At 70.8% G+C, this 15487-nt stretch carries 16 protein-coding genes; 13 read left to right on the forward strand and 3 right to left on the reverse strand.

Going from position 1 to position 15487, the window contains the following annotated elements; genetic code table 11:
* Positions 1-5 precede the first annotated feature (5 nt).
* Positions 6-983, reverse strand: coding sequence for a UDP-glucose 4-epimerase GalE (galE, locus tag QSK31_RS14010; RefSeq protein ID WP_285684115.1), 978 nt, complete (start codon positions 981-983; stop codon positions 6-8).
* Positions 984-1120: 137 nt separating this feature from the next.
* Here galE and trpS point away from each other — a divergent pair, with 137 nt between their 5' ends.
* From trpS to QSK31_RS14030, 4 genes are read left to right on the forward strand one after another with little or no spacing between them, the layout of a single operon-like run.
* Positions 1121-2146, forward strand: a complete 1026-nt coding sequence (trpS, locus tag QSK31_RS14015) for a tryptophan--tRNA ligase (protein ID WP_285684117.1) — start codon at positions 1121-1123, stop codon at positions 2144-2146.
* Between the two features lie 4 nt (positions 2147-2150).
* Positions 2151-2675: a 2'-5' RNA ligase family protein gene (locus QSK31_RS14020; protein WP_285684119.1), complete on the forward strand. Its 525-nt coding sequence runs from the start codon at positions 2151-2153 to the stop codon at positions 2673-2675.
* Positions 2676-2696: 21 nt separating this feature from the next.
* Entirely contained in the window at positions 2697-3614 is a 918-nt protein-coding gene (locus QSK31_RS14025; protein ID WP_285684120.1) for a YihY/virulence factor BrkB family protein, read from the forward strand.
* 10 nt (positions 3615-3624) lie between these two features.
* The gene (locus QSK31_RS14030) at positions 3625-4020 is read left to right on the forward strand and encodes a hypothetical protein (protein WP_285684122.1); all 396 of its coding nucleotides are present in this window, start codon (positions 3625-3627) and stop codon (positions 4018-4020) included.
* 78 nt (positions 4021-4098) lie between these two features.
* Here QSK31_RS14030 and QSK31_RS14035 read toward each other — a convergent pair whose 3' ends face one another.
* Positions 4099-4689: a TetR/AcrR family transcriptional regulator gene (locus tag QSK31_RS14035; RefSeq protein WP_285684124.1), complete on the reverse strand. Its 591-nt coding sequence runs from the start codon at positions 4687-4689 to the stop codon at positions 4099-4101.
* Between the two features lie 101 nt (positions 4690-4790).
* Between QSK31_RS14035 and QSK31_RS14040 the strand changes: the two genes are divergently transcribed.
* The 9 genes from QSK31_RS14040 to QSK31_RS14080 all read left to right on the forward strand — a co-directional run bounded on the left by QSK31_RS14040 (position 4791) and on the right by QSK31_RS14080 (position 14678).
* A complete protein-coding gene (locus QSK31_RS14040) occupies positions 4791-5900 on the forward strand; it encodes a hypothetical protein (RefSeq protein WP_285684125.1) in 1110 nt (369 codons plus the stop codon).
* A gap of 34 nt (positions 5901-5934) precedes the next feature.
* Complete coding sequence (locus tag QSK31_RS14045) at positions 5935-6336, forward strand: SCO4848 family membrane protein (RefSeq protein ID WP_285684127.1); 402 nt, start codon at positions 5935-5937, stop codon at positions 6334-6336.
* A 213-nt stretch (positions 6337-6549) separates the two neighbouring features.
* Entirely contained in the window at positions 6550-7629 is a 1080-nt protein-coding gene (locus QSK31_RS14050) for a BMP family lipoprotein (protein WP_285684128.1), read from the forward strand.
* Between the two features lie 148 nt (positions 7630-7777).
* Entirely contained in the window at positions 7778-9247 is a 1470-nt protein-coding gene (locus QSK31_RS14055) for an ABC transporter ATP-binding protein (RefSeq protein WP_352244423.1), read from the forward strand.
* Positions 9244-10494, forward strand: coding sequence for an ABC transporter permease (locus QSK31_RS14060; RefSeq protein ID WP_285684129.1), 1251 nt, complete (start codon positions 9244-9246; stop codon positions 10492-10494). Before QSK31_RS14055 ends, QSK31_RS14060 begins: the two co-directional genes overlap by 4 nt.
* Positions 10495-10532: 38 nt before the next feature.
* The gene (locus tag QSK31_RS14065) at positions 10533-11807 is read left to right on the forward strand and encodes an ABC transporter permease (RefSeq protein WP_285684131.1); all 1275 of its coding nucleotides are present in this window, start codon (positions 10533-10535) and stop codon (positions 11805-11807) included.
* A gap of 107 nt (positions 11808-11914) precedes the next feature.
* Positions 11915-12634, forward strand: coding sequence for a cytidine deaminase (locus QSK31_RS14070; protein WP_285684133.1), 720 nt, complete (start codon positions 11915-11917; stop codon positions 12632-12634).
* Positions 12635-12707: 73 nt separating this feature from the next.
* Complete coding sequence (locus QSK31_RS14075; protein ID WP_285684135.1) at positions 12708-13991, forward strand: thymidine phosphorylase; 1284 nt, start codon at positions 12708-12710, stop codon at positions 13989-13991.
* Between the two features lie 6 nt (positions 13992-13997).
* Positions 13998-14678: a DUF4272 domain-containing protein gene (locus tag QSK31_RS14080; protein WP_285684137.1), complete on the forward strand. Its 681-nt coding sequence runs from the start codon at positions 13998-14000 to the stop codon at positions 14676-14678.
* On the opposite strand, the gene QSK31_RS14085 is transcribed toward QSK31_RS14080, so the two are convergent.
* The gene (locus QSK31_RS14085; RefSeq protein WP_285684139.1) at positions 14620-15468 is read right to left on the reverse strand and encodes a putative RNA methyltransferase; all 849 of its coding nucleotides are present in this window, start codon (positions 15466-15468) and stop codon (positions 14620-14622) included. The two genes, QSK31_RS14080 and QSK31_RS14085, sit on opposite strands and share 59 nt — an antisense overlap.
* Positions 15469-15487 lie beyond the last annotated feature (19 nt).

The raw sequence follows: 15487 nt of genomic DNA on the forward strand, positions 1-15487 counted from the left end.
TCAGATCACGCCACATGGGTCCGATAGAACGTCCAGGCGTCACCGATCATGTCGTGCAGGGTCGCCTTCTGCGGCGTCCAGCCGAGCTCGGCCCGGGCCAGCGCGGACGACGCGACCAGGCTGGCCGGGTCGCCCTCGCGGCGCGGCGCGATCTCGACCGGCAGCTCGTGGCCGGTCACCTCGCGGGCCACTTCGACGACCTGCCGGTTGGTGAAGCCGCTGCCGGTGCCCAGGTTGTAGATCCGGTGCTCCTTGGCGACCGCCGCGTCCAGCGCCAGCAGGTGAGCCCGCGCGAGGTCCTCGACGTGGATGTAGTCCCGGACGCAGGTGCCGTCCGCGGTCGGGTAGTCGTCGCCGAAGAGCTGCAGCTTCTCCCGCTTGCCCGCCGCCACCTGCAGCGCGATCGGGATCAGGTGGGTCTCCGGGTCGTGCCGCTCGCCGACGTCCTGGCCTTCGGGCCGGATCAGCGCGCCGGCCACGTTGAAGTAGCGCAGCGACACGGCGGCCAGCCCGTGGGCGAAGGCCTCCGAGGTCAGGGCGTGGTCGAAGGTCAGCTTGGTGGCGCCGTAGGTGTTGGTCGGCGCCTTGACGGCGCCCTCGGTGATCGGCAGCTCACTGGGATTGCCATAGACGGCCGCGGTGGAGGAGAAGACCAATTTGGGTACGCCCGCGGCGCGCACCGCCTCGAGCAGGCGCAGGGACCGGATCACGTTGTGGTCCCAGTAGATCTCCGGCCTGGTCATCGACTCACCGGCCGCGATCAGGCCGGCGAAGTGCAGCACCGCGTCGAAGCCCGAGCCGGCCGTGAGGACGGTGCCGGCATCGGCGAGGTCGGCCTCCACGAAGGTCGCGTCGGGCGCTACCGCCTCGCGGAAACCGGTGCTGAGATTGTCCAGGACCGTCACGTCATGTCCGGCGTCCAGCAGCAGCCGGCTGGTCACGCTGCCGACGTACCCGGCGCCTCCGGTGACGAGCAGTTTCACGTCATTGCGCCCTTCGCTCGGGGATGTGCTTTTTAGATTCCATCATGAACGATCATAAGTCAACATGACCGAACATCCGACTGTCGCAAGCCCGGGCGGTTTACGGGAAGTGGGCCGAGACTGTCACAATGGCGCTCATGTCCGACGCCGCCCCTCGCCCGCGGGTGCTTTCCGGCATCCAGCCCACCGCCGACTCGTTCCACCTCGGAAACTATCTGGGCGCGGTGCGTAACTGGGTGGCCTTGCAGGACTCGCACGACGCGTTCTACTGCGTGGTCGATCTGCATGCGATCACCGCCGGACATGAACCGGTCGCCTTGCGCAATCGCACACGACTCTCCGCGGCCCAGCTCCTCGCTCTCGGCCTGGACCCGGACCGCTGCACGCTGTTCGTCCAGTCGCACGTCCCCGAGCATGCCCAGCTCGCCTGGGTGCTGAACTGCATCACCGGTTTCGGCGAGGCCGGCCGGATGGTCCAGTTCAAGGACAAGTCGGCCAAGGCCGGGCAGGACTCCACCTCGGTGGGCCTGTTCACCTACCCGATCCTGCAGGCCGCGGACATCCTGCTCTACCAGGCCGACCAGGTGCCGGTGGGCGAGGACCAGCGGCAGCACCTGGAGCTCACCCGCGACCTGGCGCAGCGGTTCAACACCCGGTTCGGGCCGACGTTCACGGTGCCCGCGCCGTACATCGTCAAGGACACCGCCAAGATCACCGACCTGCAGGAGCCGACCGCCAAGATGTCCAAGTCGGCCTCCTCGCCGAATGGCATCATCGAGCTGCTCGAGGAACCGGCCCGCTCGGCCAAGAAGATCAAGTCCGCGGTCACCGACACCGGGCGGGAGATCCTCTACGACGAGGTGAACAAGCCCGGCATCAGCAACCTGCTGACCATCTACGCCGCGCTGACCACCCGGACCATCGACGAGTTGCTCGAGCAGTACGACGGCCGCGGCTACGGCGACCTGAAGAAGGACCTGGCCGAGGTCGTGGTCGAGTTCGTCAAGCCGATCCAGGAGCGCACCCGGGCCTACCTCGAGGACCCCGGCTACCTGGACAAGGTGCTGGCGGTGGGCGCGGAGAAGGCGAGGGCGGTGTCCGCGGTGACGCTCGGGCAGGCGTACCAGAACATCGGTTTTCTGAGCCCGGCCCGCGGGGCCTGACCGCGTGGCGACGACCACCCGGATCGGCGTCGCGATCGACATACCCGAACCGTGGGGATCGCAGCTCACCCGCCGCCGGAGCGAGGCCGGCGACCCGCAGGCCGCGTTCACGCCGGCACACGTGACGCTGCTCGGCCCGACCGAGGTGCCGACCGACCTGCTGGCCGAGGTCGAGCAGCACCTGGTGACGGTGGCGTACGGGCAGCCGCCGTTCACCATCCACCTGCGCGGCACCGGCACGTTCCGGCCGATCACCGAGGTGGTCTTCGTGACGCTCGCGCAGGGCATCAGCGAGTGCGAGCTGCTGGCCGAGGCGATCAGGGCGGCCGACGGGCTGCAGCGGGACTCGCGGTTTCCGTACCATCCACACGTGACCGTGGCCCAGGACGTGCCGGCCGCGGCGCTGGACGCGGTCTTCGACGACCTTTCGGACTTCTCCGCCCGCTTCGACGTCCGGTCGTTCACGCTGTTCTCGCACGGTGGCGAGGGGCCTTGGCGGCCCCGGCGTGACTTCCCGCTCGGCGGCTGACTTCGTGGGTACGGTCATGCCGTGAACGTGATCGACCGGGTCTATGACGGCGCCGTCGCGGTGCTGATGAAATGGCGGCACCGGTCTCCCTACTTCGATCACTTCAGCCGGGCGATCCTGCGCTACGACGAGGTGAGCGGCGGCCGGCTGGCGGCGGCGATCGCGTACTACGGCTTCTTCGCGGTGTTCGCCCTGCTGCTGATCGGCTACTCGATCTTCGGCATCCTGCTCTCCAACAACGACGACCTGTTCGACATCGTGCGGGACTTCCTCGCGCAGAACCTGCCGTTCCTCAACCTCCAACAGGTGCTCGAGAGCGGGCGCACGGTCGGCGTCATCGGCCTGGTCGGTCTGGTCTGGACCGGCCTCGGCTGGGTCGACGCGATCCGCTCCTCGCAGCGCCTGATCTGGCGGGTCAACGAGCACCCCGGCTTCTACGGCATCCGCCAGCTCGTCGATCTCGGCGTGCTGCTCGGCATCCTGGTTCTGGTCGGGCTCTCGGTCGGCGCCGTCAACCTGCTGGAACGGCTGCTCACCTGGCTCTCCGACGGGCACGCGAGCTGGCTGCTCACCACGGTCAGCTGGGTCGCCACCATCTCGATCAACATGCTGCTGGCGTCGGCCCTGCTGGCCGCCGTGCCCCGGCTCCGGATGACCGTGCGCCGGATGGTGCCGCCGGTGCTCCAGGTCGGCATCGGCATCACGTTGCTCAACACGGTGGGTAAGTATCTGGTCGGCCTGGTCGAGCGGAACCCGGCCTACGGCCTGGTCGCGAGCGCGGTCGGCGTGCTGTTCTACCTCTACCTCTTCAACCAGGTCCTGCTCTTCGGCGCGGCGTGGGCGGCGACCAGTCCGCACGGTCGCGTCGTGGACCTCGCAGCTGACGATAAAACTGCCCCCGTGGGGCAAAATACCTGGATTCGGCACCACAGCCCGTAATGATGTGCCGGTGGGCACTCTCGTGACGTTGAGTCTGCCGCCGGGCTCCCCGGTGGCCGAACTTCCGTGGGTCATCACCGTCGGCGCGATCGGCGACGACGAGGACTGGGAGCCGGTGGTCTGCGGGCCGTACGAACGCGACCACGCGCTGGCGCTGGCCCAGGCGGTGGTGGCCGACGAGGACCTGATGGCCGTGGTCGAACCGCTGCTGCCGCTGATGGACGCGGAGGCGATCCGCGACGAGATCTCGACCGCCCGGGCGGCGTCGATCGAGTCCGTCCATCTACCGCCCGACGATGGCGAGGTCCAGGGCGAGCCGGTCGAGCCCGGTCCGGCGCCGAGCGCTTCCGAGGTTCGAGCGGGTTTCGCCCGTCTGGCCGCCAAGCTTCCCGGCATGGGTCTCTGACGCCGCTTTGCTCTGCGCACCTATATGCATCACTCGGGGGTGAGCGGTGCGCGAATCGGGTTGTGAGCGGTGCGCGAATCAGGTTGTGAGCAGTGCGCGCATGCCGGCCGCGAAGGTCGCCTTGTCGGGCTTGCCGATGATCATGCGTTGCAGGGCGTAGCCGGGGATCAGGCTGAACAGGACCGCGGCCACCGCTTCGGGATCGCTGCCGGCGGGTAGTTCGCCGCGCTCCACGGCCCGTGCCGCCATCATGACGATCGCCTCCCGCATCGCCGAGTAACGCACCCGCACGATCTCGCCGATCGCCGGGTCGATCGTCGACTCGCCCCAGATCTGCACCGCGAGCGGGAAAGCGCCGCCCGGGCCGAGCTGCTCGTCGATCAGGTCGAGCACGAGTTCCATGGCGTCCGGGAGTGGGATCGGCGGCTCCTGCTCGGCGATCTCCCGCAGGTGGGCCGCGACGCCGCCGGCGACTGCCTCGGCGATCGCGTTGATGATCTCGTTCTTCGACTTGAAGTAGCGGTAGACCGCGCCCACGGACAGGCCCGCCTCGCGGATCAGGTCCTGCATCGAGGTGGCGTGCAGGCCGTTGCGCAGGAAGCAGGCACGGGCCGCGGCGAGGATCTGCTCGCGGCGGGCGGTCAGGTGGTCTTCGGAGACGCGTGGCACGTCCCACAGTGTAAAACGAACGCTCGTTCTTGACGTCGGCCGGGAGGCGGGAGCATCCTGGGATTGCTAAAGAGAACGAGCATTCGTTTTAGGAGATTGTGATGCGAAGCCACCGCCCACTCACCGCCGGCATCCTCATCGCCCTGGTCGTCGTGGCGCTCCAGGCGTTGCTGGTGCCGCTCTTCGCCGGCCCGGCCGCCTCCATCGCGCCGCGCGACCTGCCCCTCGCGCTCGCCGGGCCGCCACCTGCCACCGCCGCGCTGGCCGCGAAGCTCCGTGCGGAGCATCCCGGCGCGTTCGAGATCACCCAGGTCGCCGACGTGTCCGCCGCGGACCGGGCGATCCGCGACCGCGAGGTCTACGGCGCGATCGTCCTTCTCCCGCCGTCCTCCGGAGCCGCCGGGCCGGCCAGCGGGCCGGCCAGCGGGGATGCCGCACCGGCAGGTGGAGCGCCGGCGCCGGCTGATGGAACCGCGCAGGCCGGCGGGGCCGCGGCGCCGGGCGGCATGAACGCCGAGGTGCATGTGGCGTCCGCCGCCGGGCCCGCCGTCTCGGCTCTGCTCGGCCAGGCCGCCGGGCCGTCGGCCAAGGTCGTGGACGTCGTCCCGCTGCACCCGGGTGACCCGCGTGGTACCGGGTTCGGCGCCGGCTTCCTGCCGCTGGCCATCACCGCGCTGCTCGCCGGGGTGCTGATCTTCTTCGTGGTCCGGGGCCGCGGCGCCCGGCTGGCCGCGCTGCTCACCTTCGCGGTGGCCGGCGGACTGGGCGGCGCGGCGGTGCTGCGGGGCTGGCTGGACGTCCTTCCCGGCGACTACTGGGCGGTGGCCGGTGTCCTGGGCCTGTTCGGACTGGCCGTCGCGGGTGCCATGACCGGTCTGGGCGCCGTGCTCGACCGGCCCGGCCTGGGGCTGGGTGCGGTCATGATGTTCCTGGTCGGCAACGCCCTCGGCGCGGTCGCGGCGGTGCCCGAGCTGCTGCCCCAGCCGTGGGGTGCGGTCGGCCAGGCGTTGCCGATCGGCGCCGGCGCCACGCTGCTGCGGTCGGTGGCGTACTTCGACGGCAACGGCGGCCTGACCGCGGCCGCCGTGCTGGGGTCGTACGCAATCGGGGGTCTGCTCCTGACCGCCCTCGGCCGTCGCCGCACCGCCTCGACCACGACGGAGGCCGCGTCCACCACCGCGGCCGAGCCCGAGCACGCTCTGGTCCGCTGACTGGAGTCCCAGGGGGACCGCCCATACTGGCCACGTGGTGATCACGCGGCGGTGGGCGGTCTTTCTGGTGCTGGTTGGCGTCTGGACCTGGCTGATCTGGCCGCGGTTCGGGCTCGCGATCTGGCGCGACGACCGGTCGTTCGACGGCGGCTCACCCACCGCGTTCCTGTGGATCCACGCGCTGCTGATCGCCGCCTCGCTGGCGATCGGGACCACGGTCGGCGTGCTCGGCATCAGGGCCTGGCGGGCGGGAACGCGCGCCGGGACAAGCGCGGTCACGGGCACGAGCGCGGGGGCGGGCGCGGGGGCGGGCGCGGGGACGAGCGCGGGCGCGGGGACGAGCGCGGGCGCGGGGACGAGCGCGGGCGCGGGGACGAGCGCGGGGGCGGGGACCGAACGATCTGTCGCCGGACCGGGCTCGGCGCCGAAAGATTAACGGCAGGTTTCGCGCCCGGCCGGGCAATTCACCGCCGACTCCACCTAATGCCGCAGGCCGTCCGCCACGCGGTTGCGGCCAGGTAACGGTGCGCCAACAGTACGGCCGGATCTCCTGACGCTGCTCTGGCCTGCGCGTACTGTCACGGCCGAGAACTCACCGCGAGTCGTCGGTGTGCAGTGGAAGGAGGGCGTTTTGCGCCCAGTACGTGGGATGCGGATCGTTGCGATTCTCGCGGCCGGTGGGCTCACGCTCGCAGCCGCTGCTTGTGGCGAAGCCCCCGATGAGACCCCGAGTGGCTCCGGCAGCAGCGCCGCCGGCACCCCATACAAGGCCTGCATGGTGACCGACGTCGGTGGCATCGACGACAAGTCGTTCAACGCGTCGGCGTGGGCCGGTGTGCAGGCGGCCAAGACCGCGCAGAGCAACGTCGAGCCGGAGTACGTCGCCTCCGACGCCGAGGCCTCCTACGAGCCCAACCTGCGCGGCTACGTCACCAAGAAGTGCAACTTCATCCTCGCGGTCGGCGGCCTGATGGGCGACTCCACCAAGAAGGTCGCGGCGGAGAGCCCCAGCCAGCAGTTCGGCATCGTGGACAGCGCGATCGACGGCGCGACCAACGTCTACCCGATGCAGTTCGCCACCGACCAGGCCGCGTTCCTGGCCGGTTACGTGGCGGCGGGCTACTCGAAGTCCGGCAAGGTGGCCACCTACGGTGGCCTGAAGATCCCGCCGGTCACCGTCTTCATGGACGGCTTCGCCGACGGCGTGGCGTACTACAACAAGCAGAAGAGCAAGAACGTCCAGGTGCTCGGCTGGACCAAGGCCTCGCAGAACGGCACCTTCGCGGAGTCCTTCACCGACCAGAACAAGGGCAAGGCGATCGCGAGCAACTTCGTCTCGCAGGGCGCCGACGTGATCATGCCGGTCGCCGGTGGCACCGGGCTGGGCACCGCCGAGGTGGCCAAGGGCTCCGGCGGCAAGGTCTCGGTCGTCTGGGTCGACCAGGACGGCTGCAAGAGCGCCGAGCAGTACTGCGATGTCTTCCTCACCACTGTGGTCAAGAACATCACCGACGCGGTCGAGCAGGCCGTCGCGACCGGCGCCGCCGGTCAGCCGCTCAGCGCCGACCCGGGTTACCTGGGCACGCTGGAGAACAACGGCGTCTCGATCGCGCCGTACAACCAGTTCGACAGCAAGGTCGACGCCGGTCTCAAGGGCGAGGTCGACAAGCTGAAGGCGGACATCATCGCCGGCACCGTGAAGGTGGAGTCGGCAAGCTCCCCCAAGTAACTACGGATAGGTAACATCCAGGCCGCCGCCGCGGACGTGAGCCCAGCTCAGCTCACGATCGGGGCGGCGGCTCTGCACCTTTTGAAGCCACCGGGAGAATCCGCTGAGACTCGAACTGCGCGGCATCACCAAGCGCTTCGGCGACCTGGTGGCCAACGATCACATCGACATCACCGTGGAGCCCGGCGAGGTCCACGCCCTGCTGGGCGAGAACGGCGCCGGCAAGTCCACGCTGATGAACCAGCTCTACGGCCTGCTCCAGCCGGACGAGGGCGAGATCCTGGTGGACGGCGAGCCCAGGGTGTTCCGCAGCCCGCGGGACGCGATCGCGGCCGGCATCGGCATGGTCCACCAGCACTTCATGCTGGTACCGGTCTTCACCGTGGCGGAGAACATCGCGCTCGGCGCCGAGGAGACCAAGGGCGGCCCGCTGGGCTGGCTGGACCGCCGCCGCAACCGGCGCGACGTGCTGGAGACCTCGCAGCGGTACGGCCTGCCGGTCGACCCGGACGCGCTGGTCGAGGACCTCCCGGTCGGCGCGCAGCAGCGGGTCGAGATCGTCAAGGCGCTCACCCGCGACGTCGACCTGCTGATCCTGGACGAGCCGACCGCGGTGCTCACCCCACAGGAGACCGAGGAACTGCTCGCGGTGATGCGCGGGCTCACCGAGTCGGGCAAGTCGATCGTCTTCATCACGCACAAGCTCAAAGAGGTCAAGGCCATCGCCGACCGGATCACCGTGATCCGGCGCGGCAAGACCGTCGGGACCGCCAGCCCGGACACTCCGGAGGACGAGTTGGCCGCCCTGATGGTCGGCCGTGCGGTCAGCCTCGAGATCGACAAGACCGACGCCGAGGCCGGGCGGGACGTGCTGACCGTGTCCGGCCTGGTGGTCGAGGACGACCGCGGCGTCCGGGCGGTGGACGGGGTCGACCTGGTGGTCCGCGCCGGTGAGGTGCTGGGCATCGCCGGGGTGCAGGGCAACGGCCAGACCGAGCTGGTCGAGGCGATCATGGGGCTGCGGGAGGCGCTCGCCGGGTCGGTCACCCTCGACCACGAGGACCTGACCAGCATGCGTACGAAACAGATCCTCCGCTCCGGGGTCGGCTATGTGCCCGAGGACCGCAGCCTCGACGGGGTGGTCAAGGAGTTCACCGTGGCCGAGAACCTGGTGCTCGACCAGTACGACCGGCCGCCCTACGGCAACGCGTTCAGCCTCAACCCGGCAGCGATCGCGACCGCCGCCGACGAGCGGGTGGAGCAGTTCGACATCCGTACGTCGTCCGCCGAGGCGACCGTCGGCACGCTCTCCGGCGGCAACCAGCAGAAGGTCGTCGTGGCCCGGGAGATGTCCCGGCCGCTGCGGCTGTTCATCGCGGCCCAGCCGACCCGGGGCGTGGACGTCGGCTCGATCGAGTTCATCCACGGGCGGATCATGCACGAACGCGACATCGGCACCGCGGTGCTGGTGATCTCGAGCGAGCTGGACGAGGTGGTCGGTCTGGCCGACCGGATCGCGGTCATGTACAGCGGCAAGATCCTGGCCATCGTGCCGCCCGACACCCCTCGTGAGGAGCTGGGTCTTCTGATGGCCGGTATTACGAGGGATCCGTCATGACCACAACCACGGAGGAGAAGGCGCCGGAGAAGGGCGACTCCTTCGCCGCCACGTTCCTGCGCAACCTCTGGTCGGCCAACACGGTCACGGTGACCGTCCTGTCGATCGTGCTGGCCCTGGTCATCGGCGCGATCCTGATGATCGTCTCGGACGAGGACGTGCGGGCCACCTTCGGCTACCTCACCGCCCGGCCGAGCGACGCGTTCACCAGCAGCTGGAACCTGATCAGCACGGCGTACGCCGACCTCTTCAAGGGCGCGATCCTCGACCCCGCCGCGATCTCCGCGTGGGCCGACGGCAGCGGCGGCTGGCAGGCGGCGATCACCCCGCTCTCGGAGACCCTCACGTACGCCGCGCCGCTGGTCTTCACCGGCCTGTCGGTGGCGCTGGCCTTCCGCGGCGGCCTGTTCAACATCGGCGGCCAGGGCCAGGCGGTCATCGGCTGCATCACCGCGGCCGTCGCCGGGTTCGCCTTCCCGCTGCCGTTCGTCCTGCACGCCGTGGTGGCGCTGGTCGCCGGCCTGATCGGCGGCATGGCCTGGGGCTTCCTGCCGGGCCTGCTGAAGGCCCGCACCGGCGCCCACGAGGTGATCATCACGATCATGCTCAACTACATCGCCGGGCTGTTCCTCACCTGGCTGATCATCCAGAAGGGCGTGCAGAACGCGGACCGCTCGGACGCGATCAGCAAGCCGGTGGACGCCTCGGCCCAGCTCGCCTCGATCGGCGGGCCGGTACGCGTCAACCTCGGCATCGTGCTGGCGGTGCTGGTCACCGCCGGCGTCGCCTGGCTGCTCAACCGCTCGGTCTTCGGGTTCGAACTGCGCGCGGTCGGCGCCAACCCGGCCGCGGCGAAGACCGCCGGCATCAGCGTCGCCAAGACGTACACGCTGCTGATGGTGGTGGCCGGCGGGCTGGCCGGGCTGGGCGGCGCGACCCAGGTGCTGGGCACCGCGCACGCACTCACCCCGGCGGTGGCCGGCAACATCGGCTTCGACGGTCTGCTGGTCGCTCTGCTCGGGCGCAACCGGCCGTGGGGCACGCTGGGCGCCGCCATCCTGTTCGGCGCGTTGCGCGCCGGCGGCAACCGGATGCAGTCGTTCAGCGGCATCTCGCTCGAGCTGGTCACCGTGGTCCAGGCGGTGATCGTGGTCTTCATCGCCGCGCCGGCCCTGGTCAAAACGATCTTCCACCTGCGTGCCGCCCGCTCCGCGCGGCTCGGTGCCTCAATGGCGAAGGGCTGGTGAGCGAGGTGACTGAGCCGGCCCGCAGCGGAAAACCCCAGATGAAAACCACGGAAGCTACCGCGGAGGACCTGGCCGAGGCCACCGCACCGACCCGGTTCTGGAACCGGCACCGGCGGCTCGGCGTCGCGCTGGTGGCGATCGGAGTGCTGGCCGCTGTCGTCTTCGGCTCGGTGGCCAGGTCGGCGACCGCCCGCTTCACCCTCGGCGTGCAGAACACCGGCCTCGCCCTGCCCATCGACGGCAAGGTCGGCGCGATCGTCTTCGGCCTGATCACGGCGCTGTGCGGCGGCGCGCTGCTGGCCGGCGTGGCCCGCCGGTGGCAGGGCACACTGCTCGGCGTCGGGATCGTCGCCTTCGTGCTGTCCTTCCTCTGCTGGCAGGTGGCCGGCCAGTACATGTCGCTGGTGGACATCGCCAACAACACCCTGGTGATCGCCCTGCCGCTGATCCTCGGCGCCCTGGCCGGCGTGCTCGGCGAGCGCTCCGGCGTGGTGAACGTGGCCATCGAGGGCCAGTTCCTGATGGGCGCGTTCGCCGCGGCCCTGGTCGGCACGATGGCGAGCAGCGTCTGGGCCGGTCTGGTGAGCGCCGCGCTCGGTGGCCTGCTGATCGCCGCGCTGCTGGCCGTGCTCGCGATCCGCTTCCTGGTCGACCAGGTCGTCGTCGGCATCGTGCTCAACCTGCTCGCACTCGGCATCACCGGCTTCCTCTACGAGCGGCTGATGCAGCCCGACGCGGCCAGCTACAACGAGCCGCCGCGGATGCCGACCTGGCAGGTGCCGGGGCTGTCCGACATCCCGGTGATCGGTCCGGTGCTGTTCAACTCGAACTTCCTGGTCTGGCTGGCGCTGATCCTCGTGGTGGTGGTCCACTTCGGCCTGACCCGGACACGCTGGGGCCTGCGCACCCGGGCGGTCGGCGAGCATCCGACCGCCGCCGACACCGTCGGCATCCGGGTACGCGGGTTGCGGTACGCCAACGTGCTGGTCGGCGGCCTGATCGCGGGCTTCGGCGGCGCCTACTTCACGCTGATCGGCGCCGGGTCGTTCACCAAGAACATGACCTCCGGCGCGGGCTTCATCGCGCTGGCGGCGCTCATCTTCGGCCGGTGGACACCCCTCGGTGCGCTCGGCGCGGCGCTCTTCTTCGGCTTCGCGCAAAATCTGCCGTACGCCCTGAGCACCTACAACAGTTCGGTGCCGAGCCAGTTCCTGAACATGCTGCCCTACGTCGCGACCATCATCGCGGTGGCCGGACTGGTCGGCCGGGTGCGTGCCCCGGCGGCCGACGGCCAGCCGTACGCGAAGAGCTGACACCCACACAGGGGAAGGGCTTGTCTCGGGGGTGGGCCAGACACACTCTGGACCTCGCCTCGCACTTGGCCCACCCCCGAGACAAGCCCACTGGCAGAATCACGGGCATGGAGATCGACTGGGCCGGTTTGCGGGAGGCCGCGATCGAGGCAATGCGGCATGCGTACGCGCCGTACTCGGACTTCCCGGTGGGAGTCGCCGGGCTGGTCGACGACGGCCGGGTGGTGATCGGCTGCAACGTGGAGAACGCGTCCTACGGCGTCGGGCTCTGCGCCGAGTGCGGCCTGGTGACGTCGCTGCACGCCACCGGAGGCGGCCGGCTGGTCGCGGTGTCCTGCGTCGACGCCACCGGCTCGCCGCTGATGCCGTGCGGCCGCTGCCGTCAGCTGCTCTACGAGCACGGCGGGCCGGACTGCCTGGTCGAGGCGGTGCCCCGCCCGCTGCGCATGTCCGAGCTGCTGCCGAATGCCTTCGGGCCGGACGACATCGAGAAGGTGACCGGCGCCGCCCCGGTGCTCGAGGTGCCGACCGCGCTGGCCAAGTGGCGCGGTCGCGGCACCGTGTTCGTGCACCCCGATCTGGCCGGTGGCGAGCAGGTGTGGACGGCGTACTGGGAGCGCTCGGCCGGCAGTTCGGACGCGGGTGACGCCGAGAAGGGCGTACTGGAGGAGGGGCCGACCTTCCCGGTCACCGCCGCCGCGGTCGAGTGGGGCCGGGTGCGCACGCCCCGGATCGTCGTCGTGGACGCCTCGGGCGGGCTTTCCTGGGCCGGCGACGGCCCGCCGCCGGAGGGCATCGACATCCGCTGGGAGGAGGACCCGTCATGACCGCCTGCACCGAGCGGCACCGCCTCGCGCCGGGCAACGGCGGCGCGGGCGAGGGCCAGAAGGGCATGACAAGATGAGCTCAGCCTTTGCCGCGGTGGACGTGATCCGGGCCAAGCGCGACGGCCGGGTGCTCAGCGACGAGCAGATCGACTGGGTGGTGGACGCGTACACCCGGGGGATCGTGGCCGATGAGCAGATGGCCGCGCTGGCCATGGCGATCCTGTTGCGCGGGATGACGCCGGCCGAGATCTCCCGGTGGACCGCCGCGATGATCGCCAGCGGCGAGCGGATGGACCTGGGCGGCGTCGGCCGGCCGACCGCCGACAAGCATTCCACCGGCGGCGTCGGCGACAAGATCACGCTGCCGCTCACGCCGCTGGTGGCCGCCTGCGGCGCGGCGGTGCCGCAGCTCTCCGGGCGCGGCCTCGGCCACACCGGCGGCACGCTCGACAAGCTGGAGTCGATCCCGGGCTGGCGGGCGTCGCTGACCGGCGCCGAGTTCCGCGCCCAGCTGAGCGAGGTCGGCGCGGTGATCTGCGCGGCCGGCGCCGACCTGGCTCCGGCCGACCGCAAGCTGTACGCGCTGCGCGACGTCACCGGCACGGTCGAGTCGATCCCGCTGATCGCCAGCTCGATCATGAGCAAGAAGATCGCCGAGGGCACCGGCGCGCTCGTCCTGGACGTGAAGGTGGGCAGCGGCGCCTTCATGAAGGACGCCGCCACCGCGACCGAACTGGCCCGGACCATGGTGGACCTGGGCAAGGCCGCCGGGGTGCGGACGGTCGCGCTGCTCACCGACATGAGCACGCCGCTCGGCCTGGCGGTCGGCAACGCGGTCGAGGTGGCCGAGTCGGTCGAGGTGCTGGCCGGTGGGGGGCCGGCCGACGTGGTCGAGCTGACCCTGGCGCTGGCCCGGGAGATGCTCGACGCGGCCGGGCTGACCGATGCCGACCCGGCGAAGGTGCTGGCCTCGGGCGCCGCGATGGACTCCTGGCGGGCGATGATCCGGGCGCAGGGCGGCGACCCGGACGCGACTCTGCCGTCGGCACGCGAGACGGAGATCGTCCGGGCGGTCGCGGACGGGGTGGTCCGGTCGGTGGATGCGTACGGGGTCGGCGTGGCCGCCTGGCGGCTGGGCGCCGGCCGGGCGCGCAAGGAGGACCCGGTCAGTTTCGGGGCCGGCGTCGTGCTCCATGTGAAGCCGGGCGCCACCGTGCGGGCCGGGGATCCGCTGTGCGAGCTGCGCACCGACGAGACGGACCGGTTCGCCGGCGCCCGGGATCTGGTGACCGAGGCCGTCGTGGTGGACGATGGCGAGTTCGTACCCGCACCGCTTCTGCTTGATCGGATCGTCTGACCGCCGATGAACAAGGACGTTCCTGACCCCCGCGCGGTACGCAAGGCCAGCCTGGACGAGCTGGACCGGCTCGGCCTGGCCCTGCCGCCGGCCCACTTCCCGCTGGTCTGGGAACCGGGCGACGGCGTCGAGCTGCGCGCCACCGCGGAGATCGAGGCCCGCGCCGCGGTCCTGCACGTGGTGGTGGCCCGCTGTTTCGGGATGCCCACCGAGGCGGCCATGCACTGGCTGCTCGGCTCGCACCTGGTCGAGCTGGTCACCCCGCCGGAGTGGCAGTTCGTGATCGGCGCGAAGGGCGACCACCGGTCGTTCGTGCTGCACCACGACGCGGTCTTCGCGCTGGCCTGGCTGCTCGGCCTGGCCCAGCACCTGGACCCGACCGCGCCGCCGGAGGACCGGCTGATGCAGCAGATGCCCGACCTGCCCGCCGGGGAGAGCTTCGACCGGTGGCGGTCCCGCTCGCTGATGTCGCCGCGCGACCCGATCGAGGCGGCCGTCCTGCTTGACCTGCACTACTGCCTGGACTGGGCGTTCCAGGACGCCGAACAGAACGGCCGGCCGCTGCCGGGGGACATCAACGGCAACGCGATCGGGCAGCGGCGGTGGGCGCTGGAGTGGGCGGTGGTGTTCACCGGCCCGTTCCACGAGCAGCCGCCGGACTGGGAAGAGGTCGACCTGAGCGTCTGAAGACGGTCACGTCGACGGCCGCGGTGACCGGCCCGCCCGCTGAGTCGATCGATGTGTGGGCCGACACGTGCCGGGCGCTCGGCGTCATGTCGATCAGGGTCCGCACCTCGTCGCCGGTCAGGGTGAGCCGGCGGCGGAGCGTCGTGGTGCTCTCCGGCACGAACGAGGACAGCGTCTCGGCCAGCCGTTCCCGCTTGTCCGGGTCGACGCGCAGGAGGCCGTGCGCGTCGATCAGCTCGTGCAGGTGATCCGCGGCCGGCGTGACCACCACCAGGGCGCCGCCGGGCCGCAGGACGCGGTGGAACTCGGGCGCGTTGCGCGGGGCGAAGACGTTCAGGATCAGATCCGCCGACCCGGTCGCGATCGGCAGCGGCTGCCACAGGTCGGCGAGCACGGCGGCGACCCGGGGGTGGGCGCGGGCCGCGCGGCGCAGGGCGGGCTTGGAGACGTCGACGGCCAGGCCGGTCGCGGCGTCGTTCCGATCGAGCAGCGCGGTCAGGTACCAGCCGGTGCCGGCGCCGGCGTCCACGATCAGGGTGTCCGACCCTGATGCGGGCAGGGCGTCGCGGATGAAGTCGTAGTGGCCGGCGGCCAGGAAGGCGTCACGTGCCGCGACCATCGGGGCGGAGTCGCCCTCGTGCGGCATCCGGCCGCGCGTCAGGTTGGCGTACCCCTGCCTGGCTATGTCGAAAGCGTGCCCCCGCGCGCAGCGCAACGTGAGCTCCGGACCTCGATCGAGGGTGTCCTGGCACACAGGGCACCGTAGGTACGGCAGTGCGCCATCGATCATGCGCTCATCACCACTAAAG

The organism is Actinoplanes sp. NBRC 103695, from assembly GCF_030269485.1.
Lineage (GTDB): Bacteria > Actinomycetota > Actinomycetes > Mycobacteriales > Micromonosporaceae > Actinoplanes.